The organism is Salinirussus salinus (assembly GCF_009831455.1).
In the GTDB taxonomy this organism is placed as follows: Archaea; Halobacteriota; Halobacteria; order Halobacteriales; family Haloarculaceae; genus Salinirussus; species Salinirussus salinus.
Genome location: NZ_WOWO01000002.1, coordinates 86,757 through 109,129, shown reverse-complemented (window position 1 = coordinate 109,129; position 22,373 = coordinate 86,757). Strand labels below are relative to the sequence as shown.

The 22,373-nt window shown below is 70.3% G+C and carries 26 protein-coding genes and 1 tRNA gene; 17 read left to right on the top strand and 10 right to left on the bottom strand.

Going from position 1 to position 22,373, the window contains the following annotated elements; translation table 11 throughout:
• Positions 1-17 precede the first annotated feature (17 nt).
• On the bottom strand, positions 18-731 hold the full coding sequence (locus GN153_RS03825; RefSeq protein ID WP_159900005.1) for a class I SAM-dependent methyltransferase: 714 nt from the start codon (positions 729-731) through the stop codon (positions 18-20).
• 264 nt (positions 732-995) lie between these two features.
• Positions 996-1,322, bottom strand: a complete 327-nt coding sequence (locus GN153_RS03820) for a DUF7111 family protein (RefSeq protein WP_159900003.1) — start codon at positions 1,320-1,322, stop codon at positions 996-998.
• Between the two features lie 81 nt (positions 1,323-1,403).
• On the opposite strand from GN153_RS03820, the gene GN153_RS03815 reads away from it, so the two are divergent.
• The 6 genes from GN153_RS03815 to GN153_RS03790 all read left to right on the top strand — a co-directional run bounded on the left by GN153_RS03815 (position 1,404) and on the right by GN153_RS03790 (position 5,991).
• Positions 1,404-1,718, top strand: coding sequence for a PadR family transcriptional regulator (locus GN153_RS03815; protein ID WP_159900001.1), 315 nt, complete (start codon positions 1,404-1,406; stop codon positions 1,716-1,718).
• A gap of 101 nt (positions 1,719-1,819) precedes the next feature.
• Positions 1,820-2,257, top strand: a complete 438-nt coding sequence (locus tag GN153_RS03810; RefSeq protein WP_159899999.1) for a universal stress protein — start codon at positions 1,820-1,822, stop codon at positions 2,255-2,257.
• 84 nt (positions 2,258-2,341) lie between these two features.
• The gene (locus GN153_RS03805) at positions 2,342-3,142 is read left to right on the top strand and encodes a class I fructose-bisphosphate aldolase (protein WP_159899997.1); all 801 of its coding nucleotides are present in this window, start codon (positions 2,342-2,344) and stop codon (positions 3,140-3,142) included.
• Between the two features lies 1 nt (position 3,143).
• A complete protein-coding gene (locus tag GN153_RS03800) occupies positions 3,144-4,055 on the top strand; it encodes a class 1 fructose-bisphosphatase (protein ID WP_159899995.1) in 912 nt (303 codons plus the stop codon).
• A gap of 108 nt (positions 4,056-4,163) precedes the next feature.
• A complete protein-coding gene (locus GN153_RS03795) occupies positions 4,164-5,417 on the top strand; it encodes a Glu/Leu/Phe/Val family dehydrogenase (protein WP_159899993.1) in 1,254 nt (417 codons plus the stop codon).
• A 91-nt stretch (positions 5,418-5,508) separates the two neighbouring features.
• Positions 5,509-5,991 carry an SRPBCC family protein gene (locus GN153_RS03790; protein ID WP_159899991.1) on the top strand — a complete coding sequence of 161 codons (483 nt, stop codon included), beginning with the start codon at positions 5,509-5,511 and terminating at the stop codon, positions 5,989-5,991.
• 25 nt (positions 5,992-6,016) lie between these two features.
• On the opposite strand, the gene GN153_RS03785 is transcribed toward GN153_RS03790, so the two are convergent.
• Positions 6,017-6,811, bottom strand: coding sequence for a phosphotransferase (locus GN153_RS03785; protein ID WP_159899989.1), 795 nt, complete (start codon positions 6,809-6,811; stop codon positions 6,017-6,019).
• Between the two features lie 57 nt (positions 6,812-6,868).
• On the opposite strand from GN153_RS03785, the gene GN153_RS03780 reads away from it, so the two are divergent.
• The 3 genes from GN153_RS03780 to GN153_RS03770 are packed head-to-tail and all read left to right on the top strand — an operon-like array spanning position 6,869 to position 8,819.
• Positions 6,869-7,648: a TrmB family transcriptional regulator gene (locus GN153_RS03780; RefSeq protein ID WP_159899987.1), complete on the top strand. Its 780-nt coding sequence runs from the start codon at positions 6,869-6,871 to the stop codon at positions 7,646-7,648.
• Positions 7,649-7,673: 25 nt separating this feature from the next.
• A complete protein-coding gene (gene nth, locus GN153_RS03775) occupies positions 7,674-8,360 on the top strand; it encodes an endonuclease III (RefSeq protein ID WP_159899985.1) in 687 nt (228 codons plus the stop codon).
• Between the two features lie 60 nt (positions 8,361-8,420).
• Positions 8,421-8,819 carry a thioredoxin family protein gene (locus GN153_RS03770; RefSeq protein ID WP_159899983.1) on the top strand — a complete coding sequence of 133 codons (399 nt, stop codon included), beginning with the start codon at positions 8,421-8,423 and terminating at the stop codon, positions 8,817-8,819.
• Between the two features lie 71 nt (positions 8,820-8,890).
• On the opposite strand, the gene GN153_RS03765 is transcribed toward GN153_RS03770, so the two are convergent.
• Together GN153_RS03765 and GN153_RS03760 are read right to left on the bottom strand one after the other, a co-directional pair.
• Entirely contained in the window at positions 8,891-9,382 is a 492-nt protein-coding gene (locus GN153_RS03765) for a DUF7321 family protein (protein ID WP_159899981.1), read from the bottom strand.
• A gap of 105 nt (positions 9,383-9,487) precedes the next feature.
• Positions 9,488-9,925, bottom strand: coding sequence for a bis(5'-nucleosyl)-tetraphosphatase (locus GN153_RS03760; protein WP_159899979.1), 438 nt, complete (start codon positions 9,923-9,925; stop codon positions 9,488-9,490).
• Between the two features lie 147 nt (positions 9,926-10,072).
• Between GN153_RS03760 and GN153_RS03755 the strand changes: the two genes are divergently transcribed.
• A complete protein-coding gene (locus GN153_RS03755) occupies positions 10,073-10,396 on the top strand; it encodes an uS10/mL48 family ribosomal protein (protein ID WP_159899977.1) in 324 nt (107 codons plus the stop codon).
• 54 nt (positions 10,397-10,450) lie between these two features.
• Entirely contained in the window at positions 10,451-11,743 is a 1,293-nt protein-coding gene (locus GN153_RS03750) for an amidohydrolase (protein ID WP_159899975.1), read from the top strand.
• Between the two features lie 30 nt (positions 11,744-11,773).
• Here GN153_RS03750 and GN153_RS03745 read toward each other — a convergent pair whose 3' ends face one another.
• A complete protein-coding gene (locus tag GN153_RS03745; protein WP_159899973.1) occupies positions 11,774-13,147 on the bottom strand; it encodes a geranylgeranyl reductase family protein in 1,374 nt (457 codons plus the stop codon).
• A 140-nt stretch (positions 13,148-13,287) separates the two neighbouring features.
• Here GN153_RS03745 and rqcH point away from each other — a divergent pair, with 140 nt between their 5' ends.
• The 4 genes from rqcH to GN153_RS03725 all read left to right on the top strand — a co-directional run bounded on the left by rqcH (position 13,288) and on the right by GN153_RS03725 (position 18,190).
• Positions 13,288-15,414, top strand: coding sequence for a ribosome rescue protein RqcH (gene rqcH, locus GN153_RS03740; RefSeq protein ID WP_159899971.1), 2,127 nt, complete (start codon positions 13,288-13,290; stop codon positions 15,412-15,414).
• A gap of 288 nt (positions 15,415-15,702) precedes the next feature.
• Entirely contained in the window at positions 15,703-17,676 is a 1,974-nt protein-coding gene (locus GN153_RS03735) for a 3-hydroxyacyl-CoA dehydrogenase/enoyl-CoA hydratase family protein (RefSeq protein WP_159899969.1), read from the top strand.
• A gap of 83 nt (positions 17,677-17,759) precedes the next feature.
• Positions 17,760-17,834, top strand: a tRNA-Glu gene (locus tag GN153_RS03730).
• Positions 17,835-17,920: 86 nt separating this feature from the next.
• The gene (locus GN153_RS03725) at positions 17,921-18,190 is read left to right on the top strand and encodes a DUF2249 domain-containing protein (RefSeq protein WP_159899967.1); all 270 of its coding nucleotides are present in this window, start codon (positions 17,921-17,923) and stop codon (positions 18,188-18,190) included.
• Between the two features lie 46 nt (positions 18,191-18,236).
• On the opposite strand, the gene GN153_RS03720 is transcribed toward GN153_RS03725, so the two are convergent.
• Positions 18,237-18,470: a DUF2249 domain-containing protein gene (locus GN153_RS03720; protein WP_159899965.1), complete on the bottom strand. Its 234-nt coding sequence runs from the start codon at positions 18,468-18,470 to the stop codon at positions 18,237-18,239.
• 77 nt (positions 18,471-18,547) lie between these two features.
• Entirely contained in the window at positions 18,548-18,916 is a 369-nt protein-coding gene (locus GN153_RS03715) for a cupin domain-containing protein (RefSeq protein WP_159899963.1), read from the bottom strand.
• A gap of 88 nt (positions 18,917-19,004) precedes the next feature.
• Between GN153_RS03715 and GN153_RS03710 the strand changes: the two genes are divergently transcribed.
• Positions 19,005-19,343, top strand: a complete 339-nt coding sequence (locus tag GN153_RS03710; RefSeq protein WP_159899961.1) for a hypothetical protein — start codon at positions 19,005-19,007, stop codon at positions 19,341-19,343.
• Between the two features lie 38 nt (positions 19,344-19,381).
• On the opposite strand, the gene GN153_RS03705 is transcribed toward GN153_RS03710, so the two are convergent.
• The gene (locus GN153_RS03705) at positions 19,382-19,669 is read right to left on the bottom strand and encodes a YgaP family membrane protein (protein WP_159899959.1); all 288 of its coding nucleotides are present in this window, start codon (positions 19,667-19,669) and stop codon (positions 19,382-19,384) included.
• Positions 19,670-19,830: 161 nt separating this feature from the next.
• Between GN153_RS03705 and purL the strand changes: the two genes are divergently transcribed.
• On the top strand, positions 19,831-22,092 hold the full coding sequence (purL, locus tag GN153_RS03700) for a phosphoribosylformylglycinamidine synthase subunit PurL (protein ID WP_159899957.1): 2,262 nt from the start codon (positions 19,831-19,833) through the stop codon (positions 22,090-22,092).
• On the opposite strand, the gene GN153_RS03695 is transcribed toward purL, so the two are convergent.
• A complete protein-coding gene (locus GN153_RS03695; protein ID WP_159899955.1) occupies positions 22,093-22,332 on the bottom strand; it encodes a hypothetical protein in 240 nt (79 codons plus the stop codon). It lies immediately after the preceding gene.
• Positions 22,333-22,373 lie beyond the last annotated feature (41 nt).

The following is a 22,373-nucleotide window of genomic DNA, read 5'->3' as shown; positions in this document are numbered from 1 at the left end:
TGTCCACGGGACCCCGGTCACCACTTCTCCAGCGCGGCCCGGTAGTACCGGCCGTTCTCGTCGTCCGACCGCCGGACCGCTGTGACCGTCCAGCCGGTTCCGGCAGCCGCTTCCCGCAGCCTGTCGGGACTGAACAGCCGGAAGTTGAGGACGTCGCCGGTCTCTCCCTCGTACTCGAAGTACATCACCCGGTGGGCGAGTCCGGGTGTCGGGTCGGCCCGGTAGCCGAGCAGGTCGGCGGTGGCCTCGACTGTCGGGTCGTAACAGTCGAGCACGGCCGTCCCGTCGGGTGTCGTGACGAACGCCAGGTCGCCCAGCAGCTCGCGCAGCCCCCGCATCGAGCCTGCCAGCCCGGTCTGGGTTCCGATGGCGAGCACGGACCGGAATCGGTCCCGCTCGAAGGTGCTCCGGAGGTCGAACATGTCGCCGCGGCGCGCGTCCTCGACCCCGCGGTCCCGCATGGTCGCGACGAGGTGGTCGCTCACCTCGACGGCGACCGTCTCGGCGCGCTCCTGGAAGACCAGGGCGTGTCGCCCGGCGCCCGCTCCGAGGTCGAGTAGCGGGCCGTCGAGGTGTGCCTCCAGCCACTCTAGCCCCTCGCCGGCGGGTGCTGTGAAGTAGAACTCCTCGATGGGGTGTTCCAGAACGCGGTCGCCGTCGCGCTGGAGCAGCGGCGCCTCGCGCTCGCCGCGGTGGTGGTCCCGAACCGCCCGGTCGAAGGGGTCGGACATGGCCCCTGCTCCGGCGGCGTCCGTAATAAATCGAATTCAACCGTGGTACCGATATGCGAACAACAGGAGCGTCAGACTTCACTGGATACCGGAAGCGCCAGGCTTCGTCGACACCGGAGCGCAAGGCTCCGTCTGATGGCGGGAGTGCCGATGGTCCCGGGGCGAGCCAAGCGGTCACTCGCAACGAGACCGCGGGGGTCGGGCGGCGGGCGGTTTTTATTATTTACGCCCGAGCGGGGTCCCGCTCGGGCGTACAAAGCAGTGTCACATCCCCATGTCTTCGGCCGCGTCGGGAACCGGCAGGTCGTGTCGGGAGACCCCAAGCAGCTCGGCGGCGTGGTCGAGGGCCATGTCGAACCCGTAGTAGCGCTCGAGTTCGTCGCCGTCGGCGCCCGTCCGGACTTTCAGCATGGCGTAGCCCTCGACGTTTTGAGCGACCGCCGCAGTCCGGCCGTCGCGCTCGAAGGTGAGCAGTCGCTCCGTTCCGGTCTCGCGGTACCGGGCCACGATACCGTTCGCCTCGGCAGTCTCCCCGGGCCCGCTGTCGGTCCCGCCGGCGCCCTCAGCCTCGTCGGCCGTCCCGTCGCTCATATCCGGGTGTCGGGCTGGAGGCAGGCAAACGTACCGGTCCGGAGCCGAAAGCCCCGAGTCGGAGCCGGGCGTGGGTGGGACATGAAATTCCTCCAGAGCGGGCGACGCCGGGACATGTGTGCGCTGCTGGCCGGCGAGGCCCTGCAGGCCCAGGCGCTGAAGTCCAGGCTGGAATCGCACTACGACGAGCGCATCGAGCCCCGTTCCTTCTACGGTGCGCTGGAGACACTGGAGGAGCAAGGGTTCGTCGAGACCCGGGCCGAGGGGATCCACGACGTGTACGCGCTCACGGACGCGGGCGAGCGACGGCTGCGCGAGCACTACGACTGGCTCGGCGAACAGCTGGGCGACGCAGCGACGGACGGGGCCCGGACCGGGTCGGACTCGTCCCGGTAGCCACTCCGCCGAGCGGCGCGAGCCGGCTCGTCTTACCGGGGCGGTCCCACGGTGTAGGAATCCCCGCGCCGTTCTTGTGCCCGTGGTGGGGACCTGTTCGTATGTACGACGACGTACTCGTTCCGACAGACGGCAGCGAGGGGACGGCGGAGACCCTGCGGCACGCGGTCGAACTCGCGGGGAACCACGACGCGACGCTGCACGCGCTCGCGGTCGTCGACGAACGGAAGGCCCGGAGCCTCCCGGAGGAGCGCCGGGACGAGGCCATGGAGACGATGCACCGGCGGGCCGAGCGGGCGGTCGACGAGGTAGCGATGCGTGCCGAGGAGGGCGACGTTCCGGTCCGGACGGCAGTCCGGGAGGGGGCACCCGCCGAGCGGGTCCTCGACTACGCCGAAGACGTCGACGTCATCGTCATCGGGACCCACGGCCGAAGCGACCACGAGCGGTACGTCCGCCTCGGCAGCGTCGCGCAGCGGGTCGTCGAGAACGCCCGCGTGCCGGTCTTCGTCGTCCACATCGACGGTGACACCAGCTGAGCGAGCGGGGCCGCGCGCTCCGAGGCGTCCCGGAGCCGACTGCACCCCAAAAGAACTTTACTCGCAGTCGCCACATCTCAGCCCATGCGACCGTTCGACGACACGCCACTGGCTAGAGACGGAAAGGTGCTCATCCTCGCCTACGACCACGGGCTGGAACACGGCCCCGTCGACTTCGAGGAGGTCCCCGAGAGCGCGAACCCCGAGCGGGTCTTCGAGGTGGCGACCCACGACGCCGTCACCACGCTGGCGGTCCAGAAAGGGGTCGCCGAGGCCTACTACCCCTCCTACGAGGACGACGTGGACCTGCTGGCGAAATTAAATGGCACCTCGAACCTCTGGATGGGCGAGCCGGACTCGGCGGTCAACTGCTCGGTGGAGTACGCCGCCGAAGAGCTCGGCGCGGACGCGGTCGGTTTCACCCTGTATGGCGGCTCGAACAACGAGATCGAGATGGCCGAGGAGTTCCGCGAGGCCCAGGAGACGGCCCGCGAGTACGACCTCCCGGTCGTGATGTGGTCGTACCCCCGCGGCCAGGGGCTGAAAAACGACAAGAAACCCGACACCATCGCCTACGCCGCCCGCCAGGCCCACGAACTCGGCGCCGACGTCGCGAAGGTCAAATATCCCGGCAGCAGAGAGGCCATGGAGCAGGCGGTCCGGATGGCCGGCCGGACCAAAGTGGTGATGTCCGGCGGCTCCAAAACGTCGGACCGGGACTTCTTGGAGAGCGTGAAGGCGGTCATTGACGCCGGCGGCGCGGGGCTGGCGGTCGGCCGGAACGTCTTCCAGCGGGAGAACCCAACCCGCATCCTCGACGCGCTGGAGAAGGTCATCTACGAGGAGAGTTCGGTCGACACCGCCCTGGCGGCCGCCGGGGAGTGAGATGGGCGGCAACGGCGACGGGGACGACCGCACCGCCGACGCCGCCGGAACCGACGACACCGTCGAGGCCGTCGTCGATGTCGTCGCCGACACGGCTGCCGACGTTCGTGGGGCGCTGGCGGAACGGCGCTCCTACGAGGCGGCCGAGAACCCCAGCGGCGACCGCCAGCTCGCCGCCGACGTCTACGCCGACCGGCTGCTGGAGGAGCGGCTGCTCGGTGTCGAGGGCGTCGCCGGCTACGCCAGCGAGGAACGGGAGGGCGTGGTGACCGCCGACGGGGATGGCGGCGGGAGCGGGGGGGTCTACGTCGCCTGTGACCCGCTTGATGGCTCCTCGAACCTCCGCTCGAACAACGGCATGGGGACCATCGTCGGCGTCTACGACGACTCCCTTCCCGCGGGCGGGGACGCGCTTCTGGCCGCGGGCTACGTCCTCTACGGCCCCATCACGACGATGGTCTGGACCGGGGGGGAGACCGTGACGGAGTACCTCCTGGAGGACGGCGACAGGGAGGTGCTCACCGAGGACGTGACCCTCCCGGCGGAGCCGACGGTCTACGGCTTCGGCGGCCGGGCGCCGGACTGGCCGGCGGACTTCGCGGCGTTCGTCGAGGCGGTCGAGGCCGACCGCCTGAAACTCCGCTACGGCGGCGCGATGGTCGCCGACGTGAACCAGGTGCTGACCTACGGCGGCCTGTTCGGCTACCCGATGCTCACCGACGCCCCCGAGGGGAAACTCCGGCTGCAGTTCGAGGGGCACCCGATGGCTGCCGTCCTTGAGGCCGCGGGTGGGGCCTCCTCCGACGGCGGGGAGTCGCTGCTCGCGAAGACGCCCGCTGAACTCCACGAGCGCTCGCCGGTGTTCGTCGGCAGCGAGGGGCTGGTCGGGCGGCTGGAGGCAGCCCTCTCCTGAGACGGTCCGGACCGGCGGCCGTGCGGGAAGTACCCGTCCCCGCGGGGGTAGCCAGCGGTTACGCGCGTGTGCGTCATTTATTTCCCACCTACTCGGGTAGAGTGAGCCATGAGCGAGGAGGTCAACCCGTTCGAGAGTATGCAGGAGCAGATCGACGACGCCGCGGTACACCTCGACATCGACCCGGGTGTGCTCGAACGGCTCAAGAACCCCGAGCGGGTGCTGGAGACGACGCTGTCGGTCGAGATGGACGACGGCGCCATCGAGACGTTCCGGGCGTACCGCTCGCAGTTCAACGGCGACCGCGGCCCCTACAAGGGAGGGATCAGGTACCACCCCGGCGTGAACCGCGACGAGGTGAAGGCGCTGTCGGGGTGGATGGTCTACAAGTGCGCCGCGGTGGACATCCCCTTCGGCGGCGGCAAAGGCGGTATCGCGCTGGACCCGTCCGGGTACTCGGCGGACGAACTCGAGCGGGTCACCCGCGCGTACACGGAGGAACTCCGGCCGCTGATCGGCGAGGACCGCGACATCCCCGCACCGGACGTCAACACCGGCCAGCGGGAGATGAACTGGGTCAAGGACACCTACGAGAGCCTCGAGAACACGACCGAACCGGGCGTCGTCACGGGCAAGGCCGTCGAGAGCGGCGGCAGCGAGGGCCGGGTGGAGGCGACGGGGCGGTCGGTCGCCATCGTCTCCCGCGAGGCGTTCGACTACCGCGGCGGGGACGTCGCCGACGCGACCGTCGCCGTCCAGGGCTACGGCAACGCCGGCTGGGTCGCGGCGGACCTGCTCGAAGACATGGGCGCGACCGTCGTCGCCGTCAGCGACTCCAGCGGCGCCATCCACGACCCCGACGGGCTCGACCCCGTCGCCGTCAAAGACCACAAGCGCGACACCGGCAGCGTGGCCGGCTTCGAGGGCGCCGGGGCCTGGACGAACCGGGACCTGCTCACCGCCGACGTGGACCTGCTCGTGCCCGCCGCGCTCGAGAACGCCATCGACGCCGACATCGCCGCCGACGTCTCCGCCGACATCATCGTCGAGGCCGCCAACGGTCCGCTGACCCCCGACGCCGACGACATCCTCGAAGAGCGGGACGTGCTCGTCGTGCCGGACATCCTCGCCAACGCCGGCGGGGTGACGGTCTCCTATTTCGAGTGGGTTCAAAATCGCCAGCGGTTCCAGTGGACCGAACAGCGGGTCAACGACGAACTCGAACGGGTCGTCACCGAGGCCTTCGACGAACTGGTCGACACCTTCGAGGAGCGCGAACTCGGCACCTTCCGCGAGGCGATGTACGTCGTCGCCCTCCAGCGGGTGCGCCGGGCCGCCGAGCAGTCCGGCGTCTGGCCCTGAGTACCGTTTGCACCGTCGGGTGCGTAACCCGTGACTGCCACACCGACCGCCGGACCGCCTCCCTTTTGCCGCTCTCGCCCCAAGCCCGGGTATGCCAACGTACGAGCGGTCGGTGCGGGTGGAGGCTCCCTTCGCAGAGGTCTGGGATTTCCACTCGACCGAAGAGGGGCTGGTCGCGCTCACGCCGGGGTGGATGAACATCCGGATCGACGCGGTCCGCGGGCCCGACGGCGATCCCGACCCCGACGTGCTGGAGGCGGGGTCGGTGGTGGAGTCGTCGGTCCGACCCTTCGGGGTCGGGCCCCGCCAGGCCTGGGTCTCCGACATCGTCGCCCGCGAGCACGAGGGCGGGTCGGCGTACTTCCGGGACGTAATGAGCGACGGGCCCTTCCGGGAGTGGACCCACACCCACATGTTCTACGCCGACGACGGCGCGACGGTGGTCCGGGACCGCGTGGAGTACGCCCTGCCCTTCGGCGCGCTGGGCGATGCGGTCGGCCCGCTGGCGCGGGTCGGCCTCGAGCCGATGTTCCGGTACCGCCACCGCCGGACGAGGGAACTGCTGGAGGGTTGAGCCGACAGGGCGGGCCGTCCGGGAGTCACCCCAGCTCCTTGTCGAGTTCCCCGCGGAGTGCGATGGCGTCGAAGTCGTGGTCCGGGCGGACGGCGACGAAGGGGAGAAACCGAACGGCCGCGCGCAGCGCGTCGGCGTCGTAGGCGTCGGCGGCCGCCCCGACGGCCGCGCGAGCACCCACCAGCGGCTCCAGAGCCGCGAGCGCGCAGGCGAGGTCGTAGGCCCGCGCGTCCGCGACCGCGTCGGCGCTGACGGTCGTCGCGTCGATGAAGTACAGGTCACCGGCGGCGACCAGGACGTTCTCCGCCCGGAGGTCGCCGTGTGCGAGGCCGTTGTCGTGCAGGGCCGCGAGCGCGGCGAACAGGTCGGGGACGAAGGCGGCCGCCTCCGGCTCCGAGAGCGAGTCGAGCGTGCGGAAGGCCGGCAGGTACTCGAGGACGAGCACGCCGTGGCCCTCGAACTCGAAGGCCTCGAGCGGTTCGGGGGCGTTCACGCCGAGCGCGCGCATCTCCCGCGTGGCCGCGAGTTCGCGCTCGGCCATCTCGAGGGGCGTGGCGACGTGGTCGAAAAACCCCGCCCGGCCGCTGGAGAACGCGCCGAGGTTCCGGCCGACGGTCAACAGCGCGTGGACCAGGGAGTTCTGCCCGGTGATCACCTTCAGGAAGTACCGGTCGTTGACCACGCAGGGCGTCGACAGCCAGTTGTCGGCCTCCAGGGGGCGGACCGACTCCAGGGGCTCGCCGTTGCGCTCGGCGACGGCAGTCCCGAGCCGCGAGAGGGTAGGCTCGGAGACCGAACCCCGGAGGAGTCGGCGGAACACGGCACCCCTTCACACCGAAAGGCTGTAGCCGTTTCGGGCTCCAGAACTGAGAACGCGATGGACGACGAGGACGCTATCGAGGGGCTGACGCGGCTCGGACTGACGACCTACGAGGCGCGGGTGTTCGTCGCCCTCCAGCGGCTGGGCAGCGGGACCGCGAGCGACGTCGCCGACATCTCGGAGGTGCCACGCTCCCAGGTGTACGGCGCGGCCGAGGGGCTGGAGGAGCGGGGGCTGGTCGAGACCCGCCAGTCCACGCCCACGGTGTACCGCCCGGCCGAACCCGACGTGGCGCGGACGCGGCTGCTCGACCAGCTCGCCGAGACCGGCGCGGAGGCCTTCGACTACCTGGAGGGCGTCAAGGGGTCGGCGGGCGACGGGGAGCACAGCGAGGACATCTGGCTGGTTCACGGCACCGAGGCAGTCGTCTCGCGGGCGGCCGAACTCGTCGGCGAGGCCGACGAGCGGGTCGTCTACGGCGTCGACGACCCCGGGATGCTCGACGCGCCCGTCGTGGACGCACTGCGGGAGGCCGCCGAGCGCGGGCTGACTGCAGTCGTCGCGAGCGCCGACGGGGCCGTCCGCGGGGCGGTCGAGCAGCCGGTCGTGACCCACGCCGTCCCCGAGGACCAGGACCCGGACCTGCCGGTCGGACGGGTTCTGCTCGTCGACGACGACACGATCCTGTTGAGCGTCTTCTCGACGGCCGCGGGTGGAAACGGGATCGAGGAGATGGCCTTCTGGAGCGAGGGGTCGACCTTCGCGACCGTCCTCGTCGAACTCACCGGGGGACAGCTGGCGGGCCCGTTCGACGCCGGCCCGGACCCGCGGGACTGAAGCCGGTCGCGGCCGACGCCGGAGTATGGGCACGCCACACGACGACCCGGCCGCACAGGCGGCGGCGGTGACCGAGCGCCTCCACGAGGAGTACCCCGACACCACCATCTCGCTGGAGTTTTCGACCCGGCTGGAGCTTCTGGTCGCGGTCATCCTCTCCGCGCAGTGCACCGACGAGCGAGTCAACAGCGTGACCGACGACCTCTTCGAGAAGTACCCGAGCGTGGAGGACTACGCCGCGGCCGACCAGGAGGAACTCGCCGAGGACCTGAACTCCGTCACCTACTACAACAACAAGGCCGAGTACATCCGGTCGGCCTGCCGGCAGATCCTCGAGGAGCACGACGGGGAGGTGCCCGACACGATGGCCGAGCTGACCGACCTCAAGGGCGTGGGCCGAAAGACCGCGAACGTCGTCCTCCAGCACGGCCACGACGTCGTCGAGGGCGTGGTCGTGGACACGCACGTCCAGCGGCTGACTCGACGGCTCGGGGTCACCGAGGAGGAGCGCCCCGGGGCCATCGAACAGGAGCTGATGGACCTGCTCCCGGAGGCGGAGTGGCAGGAGTTTACCCACCTCTGTATCAGCCACGGCCGGGCGGTCTGCACGGCGCGCAACCCCGACTGCGAGGACTGTGTGCTCGAGGACATCTGTCCGTCCTCGAAGCTGGACGGCGAGGTCGACCTGGCGAGCGGCGAGGCCTGGGCCTGACCGGCCCGGTGGCCGAGCGGACGCCGGATGGCTTAGGGCCCTCGACGACGTAACGGGGGCATGGACACCGCAGACAGCGAGCCCGAGCGGCCGGCGGAACCGGAGGCCGAAGCCGAGACCGAGCGACCGGTCGACCTGGACGACGAGGCGGAGCTCGACGAATTCGTCGGGGCCAACCCGGTCGCGCTCGTCGAGTTCTACACCGAGGGATGTGGCGTGTGTGCGAGCATGGAGCCGGTGCTTGGCAACGTCGCCCGGGCGAGCGGGGCGGCGGTCGGGCTCGTCAACCCGCGGGACGACCCGGTTCTCGTCGACCGGTTCGACGTGCGGAGCGTGCCGACGCTGGTGCTATTCGTGGACGGCGAGCCCGTGGCGCGGCGCTCGGAGGGGTTCGTCGGGGCCGACGACCTGGTCTCCTGGGTCGACAGCGAGGGCGACACGGGCGAGGCCGGCGCATAACGGCACCGTCGGGGTCGGGGTAGAACGGCGCAGGCGAGGCTGGCGTGAGCTGCGGGCCCACCGCCGGGCGCTCAGAACGGCAGCAGGGCGTACCGGGAGAGATACCTGACGACGCCGACGAGGTAGGCGAGCAGCCAGAAGAAGACGTAGCCGAAGACGCCGACCCGGAGTCGGCGGCGCCAGAACTGCATGTTCTCGTCGCCGATCTCGTCGAGCAGGACGTCCTCGTCGTAGTCGTGATAGAGGTCGTGGCGGCGCTTGGCCCGGAAGATGCGGACGATGCCGGTCCCGGCGAACACGAGCATGGCGTAGGCCTGCAACCCGAGGAAGGCATGCACCAGGGCTGTCCCCTGGAACTGCTCGAACAACCGGGGAACCATCCACAGGAGCATCGGGATGGTCGTCAGCGCCAGGCCGGTGACGATGAACTTCAGGTGCGAGGTGAGTACGTCCCAGGTGATGGGGTCGTTGTCGATGACGATCCACGCACCGTACAGAAAGCAGGGAAAGCTCAGCGTCACGGCGACGAAGACGACGGTCGCGATAGCCGCGTCGGAGACCATTCACGGGCGATAGGCGGTGAGACCGCTAAAGGGTGGTGGAACACGCCGGAGCCGTCGGCCGGAGACGCCGGGGCCGGCAGCCGGGGAAAGCGGGGCGTGGCCGGCTCACTCCTCGTCGTCGTCCTCCAGCTTCTCGTCGAGGAACTCGTGGGCGTCTTTGAGTATCTCGCGGGGGCCGTCCTGGGTGACCGTGTTGACGGCCTGTTCGTAGTCGCGCCACTGCATGTCGCGGTGCTCCTCGCTCAGCTCCGCCGACGCCTCGAAGGAGCGGGCGACGAAGAGGTGGACGGTCTTGTGGATGGTGTCACCGCCCGCCTCGAACACGTAGTCGTAGTCCTTGCGGAAGCCGTCGAGCAGCCGGAAGTCCTCGATCCCGGCCTCCTCTTTCACCTCGCGTATGGCGGTCTGCTGGAGCTCCTCCTCCCCCTCGACGCCGCCCTTGGGGAACTCCCAGTCGCCGGGGCGACTCTTCAGCAGGAGGTACTCCCGCCGGCCACGCGTGTCGCGAAAGAGGATGGCTCCCGCGCTCGTGGCCTCTATCATTACCGGTGTGTATTGGGGCCGCCGTTAAGAGGATATCGGAGCGGGTCGGGGGAGGCGAGCGGACGGGCCGTCGGGTGGCCCGCACCGCGCCGGCGCGGCGACGGCGGAAGCGAAGTGGTTTTGAGCCCGCCGCGACCATCCAGTGGTATGCCCTTCGTGACGAAACTGCGGCTCCAGAGCGGGGACCGGGAGACCCTGGAGTCCGTCGTCGGCGACATCAAACGCCGCGCCGAGCGCAAGGGCGCGGAGCTGAAAGGTCCCCACCCCAAGCCCCCGACCGAGCTCCGCGTCCCCCAGCACAAGCGCGTCGAGGGCGGCGGGGAGTTCGACCCCTGGCACTACACCGTCTACACCCGGACCATCGAGATCGTCGGCCACGACGAGTTCGCCCGCTCGGTCGCCGGCCGCGCGTATCCCGACAGCGTCCACCTCGCCGCCGAGGTCGAACAGGTCCGCGGACAGGGTCAGTAAGGCGTCAGCGCGGATAGCCGACGGATAATTAGTCCCCGCCGTCCACGTTCCGGTATGGCAACCGACTCAACGGTTCGTCTCGACGAGGACTGGCTGCGCTCGCTGCGCCGGGAGTTCCACCGGCGCCCGGAACCCGCCTGGCGGGAGTTCTGGACGACCGCCCGGGTCGTCGAGGAACTGGAATCGATGGGCGTCGACGACGTGCTCGTCGGCCCGGAGATCCTCGCCGACGGCGAGCGCTCGGCACTGCCCGACGACGACGTGCTCGCGGAGTGGTACGAGCAGGCCCGCGAGGCCGGCGCCGACCCCGACCTCCTGGAGCGGATGAAGGGAGGATACACCGGCGCGCTCGCCACCGTCGAACGCGGCGAGGGGCCCACCATCGCCCTGCGGGTGGACATCGACGGGCTCCCCCGCGCCGAGTCCGAGAGCGAGGACCACCACCCCGTACAGGAGGGCTTTCGCTCGCTGCACGAGGGCGCGATGCACGCCTGCGGCCACGACGCCCACGCGACCATCGGGCTGGGCGTCCTGAAGGCGGTGATGGACAGCGACTTCCAGGGCACCTTCAAGGTGCTCTTCCAGCCCAGCGAGGAGATGATCGCCGGCGGCAAACCCGTCGCCGAGAGCGGGCTGCTCGACGACGTTGACACTCTCCTGGCTGTCCACGTCGGCCTGGACCACCCGACCGGAGAGGTGGTCGCGGGCGTCGACGGCTTCCTGGCTGTGACGCACATCGACGCCGAGTTCGAGGGCGAACCCGCCCACGCCGGCGGCCAGCCCAACCAGGGGGACAACGCCGTCCAGGCGATGGCCACCGCTGTCCAGAATCTCTACGGCATCGCGCGCCACGAGGACGGCGCCACCCGGGTCAACGCCGGCCACGTCGGCGGCGGAAGCGCGACCAACATCATCCCCGAAGAGGCCTTCATCGAGGGGGAAGTCCGGGGCGAGACCACCGAGCTGATGGAGTACATGCGCGAGCGCTCGCGGGAGGTCATCGAGAGCGCCGCGGAGATGCACAACTGCTCGGTCGAGGTGGAGTTCGACGGCGAGGCACCCAGTGCCACCAGCGACCAGTCCGTCGTCGACCGCGTCAAGGCCGTCGCCGAGCGCTCCGGCCGGGTGAGTAGCGTCCTCGAACGGGACGAGCTCGGCGGCAGCGAGGACGCCACCTACCTGATGCACCGCGTGCAGGAACAGGGCGGCGAGGCGGCCTACGTCTGCATCGGCACCGACCACCCCGGCGGCCACCACACCGCGACCTTCGACGTCGACGAGGACTCGCTGGCTATCGGCGTCGAGGTGCTCACCGAGTCGGTGCTGGACATCGCGAAGGCGAAGTGAGCGCGACTGCCGGCGTCAGAACAGCCCCGGTCAGTACTTCGCGTCCGCGCCGGTGATCTCGTAGACTTCCTCCATCAGCGCGTCGCGGTCGGCCTGCCAGGCGTCGAACCCGTCCGGGGAGTCGGGGTAGTCCTCGTAGTGCGCGAGCAGGCGGTCGGCGACGGACTTCGTCTGGTAGAGGTCGTAGATGGTCCCCCAGTGGCCGACGGACTTCACGGCGGTTTTTGCCTTCAGCCACCAGCCCAGGTCCGTCGACCCGGAGTATAGCGCCTCCGAGAGTTTTCGCACGGGGAGGGCCGCCAGGAGGCCCATCAGGTCGTCGACGTCGTAGGCGGTGGTGAAGATGTTGTAGACGTCGAGCGCGGCGTAGCGGGCGCCGAAGTGGTCCATCACGCGGCTGTTGTACTCCCAGAGGGCGCCCTCGTCGACGGTCCCGTCGTCCAGCGCCTCGATCGCTTCCTCGGCGGCGTAGGTGCCCGCGTATGCCGCGCCGGCGATGCCGCCACCGGTGGTGGGATTGACGTGGCCGGCCGCGTCCCCCACCGCCACGAACCCGGGCGCGACCGCCGAGTCGTAGGGCCGGCGCGTGGGGAGGGCGGCCCCGAGCTTGTCCTCGACCTCCGCGCCCTCGAACTCCGGGCGCCCGCGGAGGTCGGCCTTGAGGTCGTCGACAAGCTGCATCGGCTCCTCGGTCATCTGGAAGCCCAGCCCGGCGTTGATCTCCGTCTCGGTCCGCGGGAAGTACCAGAGGTAGCCCGCGGCGCGCTCGGTCGGCTTGAAGACCAGCGCGTCGGACCACTCGACGGGCTCGTCGACGTGGACGATCTCCCGGTAGGCCGAGCAGAACTGCGAGTAGGTGACGTTGGTGTCGAACGTGGCGCCGGAGAAGTCGGTCTTGTCCTGCAGGATCGAGAGCGCGCCCGCCGCGTCGACCACGAGGTCGACGTCGTACTCGAGCGAGTCGCCCGCCCGGACCGCCCGCAAGCCCTCGACGCGACCCTCTTTCTGGATGACGTCCCGGACGACGGTGTCGTAGTGGAAGTCGGCGCCAGCGTCCTCGGCTCCCCCGATGAGCCGGCGGCCGTACTCCCAGCGGTCGATGACCGCGAGCTCGCCGGGGACGGGGATGTCGACCTCCGTCTCGAGCTGGGGGATCTCGAAGCGCCCGTGGTCGACGCCGGTGTTGGTGAAGGCGGGCTCGATCCGGGATTTGGGGATCGCCTCGGGGAACGTGCTCGCGCCCTTGAGCGCGTCCCCGCAGGCGATGTGGCCCGCCTCCTGCTCGGACTTGCGCTCGGCGACGACGGCGTCGTACCCGGCGCGGGCGAGCGTCGCCGCCGCGTAACACCCCGCGGTCCCCGCCCCGACGACGGCGACATCGTACTCGCCGACCGTAGCTGTCATGTGTCCCTCTGCAGGGTGGAGGTGCAAAACTCTTTACGACCCGGTCGGGGCGACCCCTCTGCTCCGGGCGGCTCCGGTCGCTCCCCGCCCGGTCGACGGGGCAACGACACCCCTTTGCCGCAGCCGGCGGAACGGGGCGTATGGACCGCAAGCGGGAGCTGACGAGCGTCGACATCGCCGCGCTGGTCGGCGAGCTGGGGGCCTACGAGGGGGCCGGCTTCGGCAAGGCCTACCTCTACGAGGACGGCCTGTTGCGGCTGAAGCTGCGCCACTACGAGCGCGGCCGGGTGGAGCTTCTAGTCGACACCGGCGAGACCAAACACGCCCGGGTCGCCAGTCCGGACCGGGTTCCGCCGGCGCCCGAGCGCCCGCCCAACTTCGCGATGATGCTGCGCAACCGGCTGGCCGGCGCGGAACTCGCCGCGGTCGAGCAGTTCGAGTTCGACCGCATCCTCCGGCTGCGCTTCGAGCGCGAGGACGACTCCACGACGGTCGTCGCCGAGCTGTTCGGGGACGGCAACATCGCCGTCCTGGACGGGGCCGGCGAGGTGGTCGACTGTCTCGACACCGTCCGGCTCAAGTCCCGGACCGTCGCGCCCGGCGCGCAGTACGAGTACCCAGACGCCCGCTTCAACCCCCTCTCCGTGGACTTCGAGGGCTTCCGGGCGCGGTTCGAACAGTCCGACACCGATGTCGTTCAGACCATCGCCACCCAGCTGAACTTCGGTGGCACCTGGGCCGAGGAGCTCTGTACCCGCGCCGGCGTCGAGAAGACCCTCCCGATCGATGAGGCCGACGACGAGGTCTACCGGACGCTGTACAGCACGGTCGGAGACCTGGCCGAGCGGCTCCAGGCGGGCGATTTGGACCCGCGGCTCTACCGCGATGACGACCGGGTCGCCGACGTGACGCCGGTGCCGATGGCCGAGTACGAGGCCGAGGACTGGGCGGTCGAGCCCTTCGACCGCTTCACAGAGGCGCTCGACGAGTACTTCCACGCGCTGGCGACCGAGGACGAGCCGGGAGGCGAGGAGGCCGAGAGCGGCGGCCGGGACCGCCCGGACTTCGAGGCCGAGATCGAGAAACAGCAGCGGATCATCGACCAGCAGGAGGGAGCCATCGAGAATTTCGAAGAAGAAGCCCGGGCCCACCGCGAGCGCGCGGAGGCGCTGTACGCCAACTACGACCTCGTCGACGAGTTGCTCACCACGGTCCGGGAGGCCCGCGCCGAGGAGGTCCCCTGGGAGGAGATCGAGGCGCGCTTCGAGGAGGGGAGAGAGCAGGGGATCCCCGCAGCCGAGGCCGTCAGGCAGGTCGACGGCAGCGAGGGGACCGTCACCGTCGCCGTCGGCGACCACGAGGCGACGCTGCGGGTCAAGGACGGCGTCGAGAAGAACGCCGACCGGCTCTACCGGGAGGCCAAGGAGGTCGAGGGGAAAAAGGAGGGCGCCGAGGAGGCCGTCGCGGAGACGCGGGCGGAACTGGAGCGGCTCCGGGAGCGGCGCGAGCAGTGGGAAGCGGGCGAGGCGGGGGAGGCTGGCGACGACGGGGATGGCGGGGACGAAGAAGAGGAGGTCGACTGGCTCTCCCGGGCCTCGATCCCGGTCAGGAGCTCCGAGCAGTGGTACGAGCAGTTCCGGTGGTTCCACACGAGCGACGGCTTTCTCGTGATCGGCGGCCGGGACGCCGACGACAACGAGGCGCTGGTCAAAAAGTACCTCGACGCCGGGGATCTTTTCTTTCACGCTCAGGCCCACGGCGGGCCGGCGACGGTGCTGAAGACGACCGGCCCCAGCGAGCCCGCCGACCCCGATATCGAGGTGCCCGACCGATCGAAGGAGCAGGCCGCCCGGTTTGCCGTCTCCTACTCCTCGGTCTGGAAGGACGGCCGCTTCGCGGGCGACGCCTACATGGTCGGCCCCGACCAGGTGAGCAAGACACCCGAGAGCGGCGAGTACCTCGAGAAGGGCGGGTTCGCGATCCGGGGCGAGCGTACCTACTTCCGGGACGTTCCGGTGGGGGTGGCGGTGGGGATCACCTGCGAGCCGGAGACCCGCGTCATCGGCGGGCCGCCCGAGCCCGTCCGCGAGCGTGCGGAGACCGCGGTCGCGGTCGAGCCCGGCCGGTACGCACAGAACGACATCGCGAAACGGCTCTACCGGGAGTTCCGCGACCGGTTTGCCGACGACGCCTTCGTCAGGAAGGTGGCGAGCCCGGACAGGATCCAGGAGTTCCTGCCGCCGGGCGGAAGCCGCATGGTGGAGTAGGTCTCGAAGGTCATCGCACGCCGACCGCACGGTTGCGGTACGATGTGTGAGTCGTTCCGAGACCGCGAGAGAGTAGAGACGTGGGTCGGTGGCGAGGCGACCCGACGTGCCTGGCGACCGGTGGGTGAGTGCCGGGTGTATCTCTCCCGGCAAGCGGACGTATCGGGCGGACGGCCCTGACTTCCGCGGGAAAACTGTGGGGCGTTTTAAGTCGCCGGCGACGGGGCGTCGCGTCTTCGCTGCCCGGCGATGGCAACGCTGAAGCCCGCCGCGCCCGCGGTCGGAGACATGGAGACCGAAGAGATCGAGACGCTCGCGGTGCTCGGCGCGGGCACCATGGGCCACGGGATCGCGGAAGTCGCAGCGCTGGCCGGGTACGAGGTCTACCTCCGTGACATCGAGGAGGAGCTCGTCGAGGAGGGCTACGACCAGATCGCGTGGAGTCTCGAGAAGCTGGCCGAGAACGGCGCCATCGGCGAGGACGACCACGAGGCCGCACTCGATCGGGTCCACCCGGTCGTCGACCTCGAGACCGCCGTCGAGGACGCCGATGTCGTCATCGAGGCGATCGTCGAAGACATGGACATCAAAAAGCAGGTGTACGGGGAACTCGACGACCTCGCGCCCGAGCGGACGATCTTCGCCTCGAACACGTCCTCGCTGTCGGTCACGGAGCTCTCGGAGACGACCGACCGGGCCGAGCAGTTCTGCGGGATGCACTTCTTCAACCCGCCGGTGCGGATGGAACTGGTCGAGGTCATCCGCGGCGGTCACACCAGCGACGAGACGCTGGAAGCCGTGGAGGGGCTGGCCGAGGATCTCGGGAAGACCCCCGTGCGCGTCCGGAAGGACGAGCCCGGCTTCGTCGTCAACCGCGTGCTCGTTCCGCTGATGAACGAGGCCTGCTGGCTCGTCGGCGAGGGTGAGGCCACCATCGCCGAGGTCGACTCGACCGCGAAGTACGGCCTCAACATCCCGATGGGCGCGTTCGAACTCGGCGACCAGGTCGGCAACGACGTCATCCTGCACGTGCTCCGGTACATGGAGGAGGTGCTGGGGGAGGCCTACGAGCCCGCGCCGATGCTCGTGGAGGTAGTCGAAGAAGAGCGGCTCGGACGCAAGACCGGCGAGGGCTTCTACGACTACGAGGACGGCGGCGTCGACGTGCCGCCCGACGAGGGTCGCGACGACGTCGAGGCGCGCCTGCTCGCGGTCATGGCCAACGAGGTCGGCAAGCTCCTCCAGAAGGAGATCGCACCGGTCGAGGAGGTCGACCGCGCGGTCAAGCTCGGCGGCGGCTTCCCGGACGGCCCGGCCCGGATGGCCGACGACGCGGGCCTCGGCTCGCTCGTCGAGGCCCTCGAAGCGGCCCACGACGAGACCGGCGGCGCCCGCTACGAGGTCTCCGCGGGACTCCAGGCGGCCGCCGCGGAGGGTGGCTTCTACGGCGGAGAGGACGGGAACGATGCGGACGACGCGGCGTTCGAAACCGTCCGCCTCGAGTATCCCAGCGACCGTGTCGCTCGGGTCGTCCTCGACCGGCCACACCAGCTCAACACGGTCACGCCCGAAGTCCTGGAGGAATTCGAGGCCGCACTCGACCGTGTCGAGGCCGACGACGAGGTGCGCGCGCTGGTCGTGGCCGGCGAGGGCGACCGGGCCTTCTCGGCGGGGGCCGACGCCGCCGGGATGGCCGGCGACGCAGACAGCGCCCGCGCCGTCGAACTCTCCCGGAAGGGACAGGAGGCGTGGGGTCGGCTGGAGGAACTCGCCGTCCCCGTCGTGGCGGCGGTCGACGGCTTCGCGCTCGGCGGCGGGATGGAACTGGCGGCGTGTGCGGACGTGCGGGTGGCAAGCGAGCGCTCGACCTTCGGCCAGCCCGAGCGCGACCTGGGCATCCTCCCCGGCTGGGGCGGTACCCAGCGGCTGAGCCCCATCATCGGCGAGGGTCGGGCCCGCGAGATCGTCCTGACCGGCGACCACTACGACCCGGAGACGATGGCCGACTACGGCTTCGTCAACGAGGTCGTCCCCGCCGACGACCTGATGGAGACGGCACTCGACCTGGCCGAGGACCTGGCCGCGGGGCCGCCGCTGGCCCAGGAGTACATCAAGCGCGCGTTCCTCGCGGGCCGGGATGACACCGACGCTGGCCTCGAGGTCGAGGCCCAGGCCTTCGGCCACGTCGTCACCAGCGAGGACTTCCTCGAAGGGGTCTCGAAGATGGGCAGTGACGAAGAGCCCGAGTTCGAGGGGAAGTAGCGACGACCCGACGCGGGCCGGAATAGAGTACCGTCGGTCGGAAAGGCAGGCTTTATGTCCAGCAGCCTCCGACCGTCGAACGCGCTCGGTTGGTGTAGTCCGGCCAATCATTTTGGCCTTTCGAGCCGAAGACCGGGGTTCAAATCCCCGACCGAGCATTCTACACGGGACAAGCCGACAACCGCTGGGTACGGCGAACACGTTCGGCGCAACCGTTGGGGCCGTCTCGCCGGAACCCCCGGATATGGCGACACAGGACCCGGGACGGCTGGTGGAACAGCTCGACGCGCCCGCGGACCGCCCGGTCGAGCGGCTGGACGTCCGCGAGATGGGGCCGCCAGCACCGCTGAAGGAGACACTGGAGACGCTGGTGGAGCTGGACGGGGAGACACTTCTGTTGCAGGTCAACGACCGCGCGCCACAGCACCTCTATCCGAAGCTCGAGGACCGGGGGTACGAGTACGCGACCGGAGAGGGAGATGACGGGGTGCTGACCGCGGTATGGTGTCCGTGACCGAGGACACGCAATCAAACGGAGGGACGGGCGCGGTCGCGAGTCGTTACTCCTTGGGCAGGTCGGCGACGAACTCCTCGTCGCCGCGTTTCTCGACCTCATAGCCCTCGGCGTCGAACGCCTCCACCTCGGCTTTCATCTCGTAGTACAGCGGGCGGGGCTCGTGGTCGTTGACGATGCGCAGCGTCTCGCCCGGAGCCAGGGCCGCGAAGGCGTCGTGGATCTTGCCGTGGCGGCGCGGCGGGGGCACGTCGCGCAGGTCGAGTGTCTCGGCTGGCATACACCGTCGGTACGCGAAGCCACGGTGAGGTCGTTGTCCCGAATACGTTCGCCTCCGGAGCGGGGAACAGGCGAGCGTCACTCGGGGTCGAACTCGCCGCGGCGGAGCCCACGCCGGACCGGCTCGTGTTCGGCGTCGGTCGGCGGCGGCGCGGTCACGAGCGTCGCCTCGAGCCGTCCCCCGGTGGCTCTGACCCCTCTGTTCTCGCCGGCGGGAACGGCGACCACGTCCCCCGGCTCGACCTCGTGCTCGCGGTCGCCGTCGCGGACGACTCCCCCACCCTCGAGGACGGTGATAGCCACGTCGCTGTCGGGAGCGTGGACGGGAATGAACTGTCCGGGCTCGAAGTACCCACAGACGACTTTCTGACGCTTGGTCTCGTGGACAGTCCGCGCGGTGAACTGGTCGCCGTAGCTGCGCTCGGCGTCGAGGCTGGTCGCGACCATACACGAACTGTGCGCCCCGGCCCGGAGTCGGCTGTCCCGGAGATGTTCGGGGGAGGTGACAACCGGGCCGCGCTCGGAGGAGGAGCCGATGGACGGGGGAGACGCGGCGGACCGGGGCGACGCGACGGACCGGGGCGAACAGCTTCGCGCGCTGGCGGCGGACCTGGCGGCGCGCGAGGACGTGGCTGACGCCTGGACGGCCAAGAGCTTCACCGACCGGCTGTTCGTGGTCGAAGCCGGCGCCGGGGAAGACCTGCCCGCAGCGGTCGAAGAGCGGCTCCGCGAGCACGGCCTGCGTGGGTACAACGAGGTCCACGACGTGGGCGCCGAGGGGCCCGCCTTCGCGGGCGACCTGGCGGGCGGGGACCGCTACCGGTTCGTCGATGTAGGGGCTCGCGGGGAGCTGCAGTCGTACGTCGTGGACTGAGCTGTCGGGCCGGAGCGCCGGAAAAAGGAGCGGTCGTTCTACGCCGGTCGGTCGCCGCGGGGTGCGGAGTCCGGTTCGTCGCCGGGTCCCTCGCGGCCGCCCCGGAAGGTGTCGAGTCCCAGCACCCTGTTGAGCGGGCACTTCTGCGTCGTCGCCGTGACGAGGAAGACGGCGCCGACGAGCAGGGCAGCCCAGAGCACCGCGGCTCCGAGAAGCCCCGACGCGACCGTCACGTAGCCGGCGAAGCCGGCCGCCGCGACGATGACGAGCAGCGGGCCGAGGATGAAGCGGGCGATGCGGTCGTAGCCACCGACGTTTCTCTCCATGGTACGTTCACCGACTGGAGAGATGACAGCTGAGAGCATAAACGAGTATGGCGACATGCGTACCGGATTCGTACCCGGGAGAATCTGCACCCGGTCGAACGGCTCCGCCAGCCGTCGGTGCATGGAAAGGGATTTAGCCGGCCTGCGGCAACGGGGCGGTAATGACTCTGGCCGATTCGGACCGGGAGCTCGTCGTCGAGGAACTCGGGCGCGAGCCCACGCCGGCCGAGGCGGCACTCTTCGAGAACCTCTGGAGCGAGCACTGCGCGTACCGCTCCTCGCGGCCGCTGCTGTCGGCCTTTGACTCGGAGGGCGAGGGGGTCGTCGTCGGCCCCGGAGACGACGCCGCCGTCGTCGCCCTCCCGGCGGGAGACGGGGAGAACGGTGACGGGGAGGAGGCTGGAGAGACCTACATCACGATGGGTATCGAGAGCCACAATCACCCCTCCTACGTCGACCCGTTCGACGGCGCGGCGACCGGCGTCGGCGGCATCGTCCGGGACACCCTCTCGATGGGGGCCTACCCCATCGCGCTTGCCGACTCGCTGTACTTCGGCGACTTCGAGGACGAACACGCCCGCTATCTCTTCGAGGGGGTCGTCGAGGGGATCAGCCACTACGGCAACTGCATCGGCGTCCCCACAGTCGCCGGGAGCGTCGCCTTCCACGACGGCTACGAGGGTAACCCGCTGGTGAACGTCGCCTGCATCGGGCTGATCGACGACCCCGAACGCATGGTCACTGCCGAGGCCCAGCAGCCCGGCAACAAACTCGTGCTCGTCGGGAACGCGACCGGCCGGGACGGGCTGGGCGGGGCCTCCTTCGCCAGCGAGGACCTCTCGGAAGACGCCGAGACCGAGGACCGACCCGCGGTCCAGGTCGGCGACCCCTACACCGAGAAGCTGCTCATCGAGGCCAACGAGCAGTTGCTCGACGAGGAGCTGGTCGAGTCTGCCCGGGACCTCGGTGCCGCGGGGCTGGGCGGAGCCTCCAGCGAACTCGTCGCCAAGGGCGGGCTCGGCGCGCGGGTCGACCTCGACGCCGTCCACCAGCGCGAGCCGAACATGAACGCCCTCGAGGTCCTGCTTTCCGAATCCCAGGAGCGGATGCTCTACGAGGTCCGCCCTGAGAACGTCGACCGCGTCCGGGCAATCGCCGAGCGGTACGACCTGGGCGCGTCGGTGGTGGGTGAGGTCACCAGCGGCGACTACGTCTGTACCTTCGCGGGGGAGGACGGCGAGCGGGAGACGGTCGTCGAGGTCGACGCCCACTTCCTCGGCGAGGGCGCGCCGATGAACGACCTGCCGAGCGAGGAGCCGCCGACGCCCGACCGGGACCTGCCCGCGGTCGACCTCGCGGGGGCCCTGGAGGCCGTGGTCGCGAGCCCGAACACCGCCTCCAAGCGGTGGGTCTACCGCCAGTACGACCACGAGGTCGGCGTCCGCACCGCGCGCCGGCCCGGCGACGACGCAGCCATCCTCGCAATCCGAGAGGCCGCGGGAGGGGATGGAGGTGCCGGCGCGACCAGCGGAGGCGACGCCGGTGGCGGTGTCGGGCTTGCCTTCTCGGCGGGTGCCGACCCCAACTGGACCGCCGCGGCGCCCTACGACGGAGCCCGCGGCGTCGCTCTGGAGAACGCGACCAACATCGCGGCGAAGGGGGCGACGCCGCTGGCGGCGGTCGACTGTCTCAACGGCGGCAACCCCGAGAAACCCGAGGTCTACGGCGGCTTCACGGGGATCGTCGACGGGCTCGCGGAGATGTGCGCCGACCTCTCCGTGCCGGTCGTCGGGGGCAACGTCTCCCTCTACAACGACTCGCCGGCCGGCCCGGTCCCGCCGACGCCGACGCTCGCGATGGTCGGGACGAAGGAGGGCTACGCCGCGCCGCCGCTGGACTTGGAGGGTCGGGGCGACCTGCTCGTGGTCGGGGACCGGACGCTCACTGGCGGGGCCGGCGACGCGGGGGACGCGGCGACGAGCGCGGACCCGCGGCTGGGCGGCTCGGAGTACCTCGCCCAGTTCGGCGGGAGCGACCGGTACCCCGTCCTCCCCGAGCGGCCCGCTGAGCTGGTCGAGACGGTAGCCGAGGTGGCGAACCGCGAGACGACGCTGGCCACCCACGACGCCAGTCACGGCGGGCTGGCGGTGACGCTGGCGGAGATGGTCCACGAGGGTGCCGGTGCCGACGCCTCGCTCCCCTCGGCCGGTCACCTCTTCCACGAGCAGCCGGGGCGGGTCGTGGTGGAGACGACCGACCCTGGGGGCGTCCGCGAGGCCTTCGACGGCGTCGCGCCGGTCGCAGACCTCGGGACCGCCGACGGCTCCGGGACGCTGTCGCTCTCGGTCGGCGGGACGGAGCTGTCGGTCGACGCCGCGACCGTGACGGAGTGGCGCGGGACAATCGAGCGGGCACTGGACTGATCACTGGTCGCCGGGGGCGTCGCGGTCGGCGGCCGAGGCCTCCCGGTCGGCTGGCGGGTCCCCGACGGCGGAGAGGGCGGTCACGAGATAGGCGCCGACGCCGACGAGCAGGCCGAGGAGGGCGAGGGCGGTTCCGAGCTCGGTGTTCAGGCCACTGCCGACCGCGACGCCACCGACCGCCAGGAGGATCCCCAGCAGGAGCTCGTCGGTGGGCGCCCGGACGCCGGATCGGGGGGTCATACCCGGGCGTATGCCCGCTGGGCGTATAAAAACGGCTTCCC

Bases quoted from the DNA above. Each gene is read 5' to 3' on its own strand.
- GN153_RS03825 (WP_159900005.1), bottom strand. From the start codon at position 731: ATGTCCGACCCCTTCGACCGGGCGGTTCGGGACCACCACCGCGGCGAG.
- GN153_RS03820 (WP_159900003.1), bottom strand. From the start codon at position 1,322: ATGAGCGACGGGACGGCCGACGAGGCTGAGGGCGCCGGCGGGACCGAC.
- GN153_RS03815 (WP_159900001.1), top strand. From the start codon at position 1,404: ATGAAATTCCTCCAGAGCGGGCGACGCCGGGACATGTGTGCGCTGCTG.
- GN153_RS03810 (WP_159899999.1), top strand. From the start codon at position 1,820: ATGTACGACGACGTACTCGTTCCGACAGACGGCAGCGAGGGGACGGCG.
- GN153_RS03805 (WP_159899997.1), top strand. From the start codon at position 2,342: ATGCGACCGTTCGACGACACGCCACTGGCTAGAGACGGAAAGGTGCTC.
- GN153_RS03800 (WP_159899995.1), top strand. From the start codon at position 3,144: ATGGGCGGCAACGGCGACGGGGACGACCGCACCGCCGACGCCGCCGGA.
- GN153_RS03795 (WP_159899993.1), top strand. From the start codon at position 4,164: ATGAGCGAGGAGGTCAACCCGTTCGAGAGTATGCAGGAGCAGATCGAC.
- GN153_RS03790 (WP_159899991.1), top strand. From the start codon at position 5,509: ATGCCAACGTACGAGCGGTCGGTGCGGGTGGAGGCTCCCTTCGCAGAG.
- GN153_RS03780 (WP_159899987.1), top strand. From the start codon at position 6,869: ATGGACGACGAGGACGCTATCGAGGGGCTGACGCGGCTCGGACTGACG.
- nth (WP_159899985.1), top strand. From the start codon at position 7,674: ATGGGCACGCCACACGACGACCCGGCCGCACAGGCGGCGGCGGTGACC.
- GN153_RS03770 (WP_159899983.1), top strand. From the start codon at position 8,421: ATGGACACCGCAGACAGCGAGCCCGAGCGGCCGGCGGAACCGGAGGCC.
- GN153_RS03765 (WP_159899981.1), bottom strand. From the start codon at position 9,382: ATGGTCTCCGACGCGGCTATCGCGACCGTCGTCTTCGTCGCCGTGACG.
- GN153_RS03760 (WP_159899979.1), bottom strand. From the start codon at position 9,925: ATGATAGAGGCCACGAGCGCGGGAGCCATCCTCTTTCGCGACACGCGT.
- GN153_RS03755 (WP_159899977.1), top strand. From the start codon at position 10,073: ATGCCCTTCGTGACGAAACTGCGGCTCCAGAGCGGGGACCGGGAGACC.
- GN153_RS03750 (WP_159899975.1), top strand. From the start codon at position 10,451: ATGGCAACCGACTCAACGGTTCGTCTCGACGAGGACTGGCTGCGCTCG.
- GN153_RS03745 (WP_159899973.1), bottom strand. From the start codon at position 13,147: ATGACAGCTACGGTCGGCGAGTACGATGTCGCCGTCGTCGGGGCGGGG.
- rqcH (WP_159899971.1), top strand. From the start codon at position 13,288: ATGGACCGCAAGCGGGAGCTGACGAGCGTCGACATCGCCGCGCTGGTC.
- GN153_RS03735 (WP_159899969.1), top strand. From the start codon at position 15,703: ATGGAGACCGAAGAGATCGAGACGCTCGCGGTGCTCGGCGCGGGCACC.
- GN153_RS03725 (WP_159899967.1), top strand. From the start codon at position 17,921: ATGGCGACACAGGACCCGGGACGGCTGGTGGAACAGCTCGACGCGCCC.
- GN153_RS03720 (WP_159899965.1), bottom strand. From the start codon at position 18,470: ATGCCAGCCGAGACACTCGACCTGCGCGACGTGCCCCCGCCGCGCCGC.
- GN153_RS03715 (WP_159899963.1), bottom strand. From the start codon at position 18,916: ATGGTCGCGACCAGCCTCGACGCCGAGCGCAGCTACGGCGACCAGTTC.
- GN153_RS03710 (WP_159899961.1), top strand. From the start codon at position 19,005: ATGGACGGGGGAGACGCGGCGGACCGGGGCGACGCGACGGACCGGGGC.
- GN153_RS03705 (WP_159899959.1), bottom strand. From the start codon at position 19,669: ATGGAGAGAAACGTCGGTGGCTACGACCGCATCGCCCGCTTCATCCTC.
- purL (WP_159899957.1), top strand. From the start codon at position 19,831: ATGACTCTGGCCGATTCGGACCGGGAGCTCGTCGTCGAGGAACTCGGG.
- GN153_RS03695 (WP_159899955.1), bottom strand. From the start codon at position 22,332: ATGACCCCCCGATCCGGCGTCCGGGCGCCCACCGACGAGCTCCTGCTG.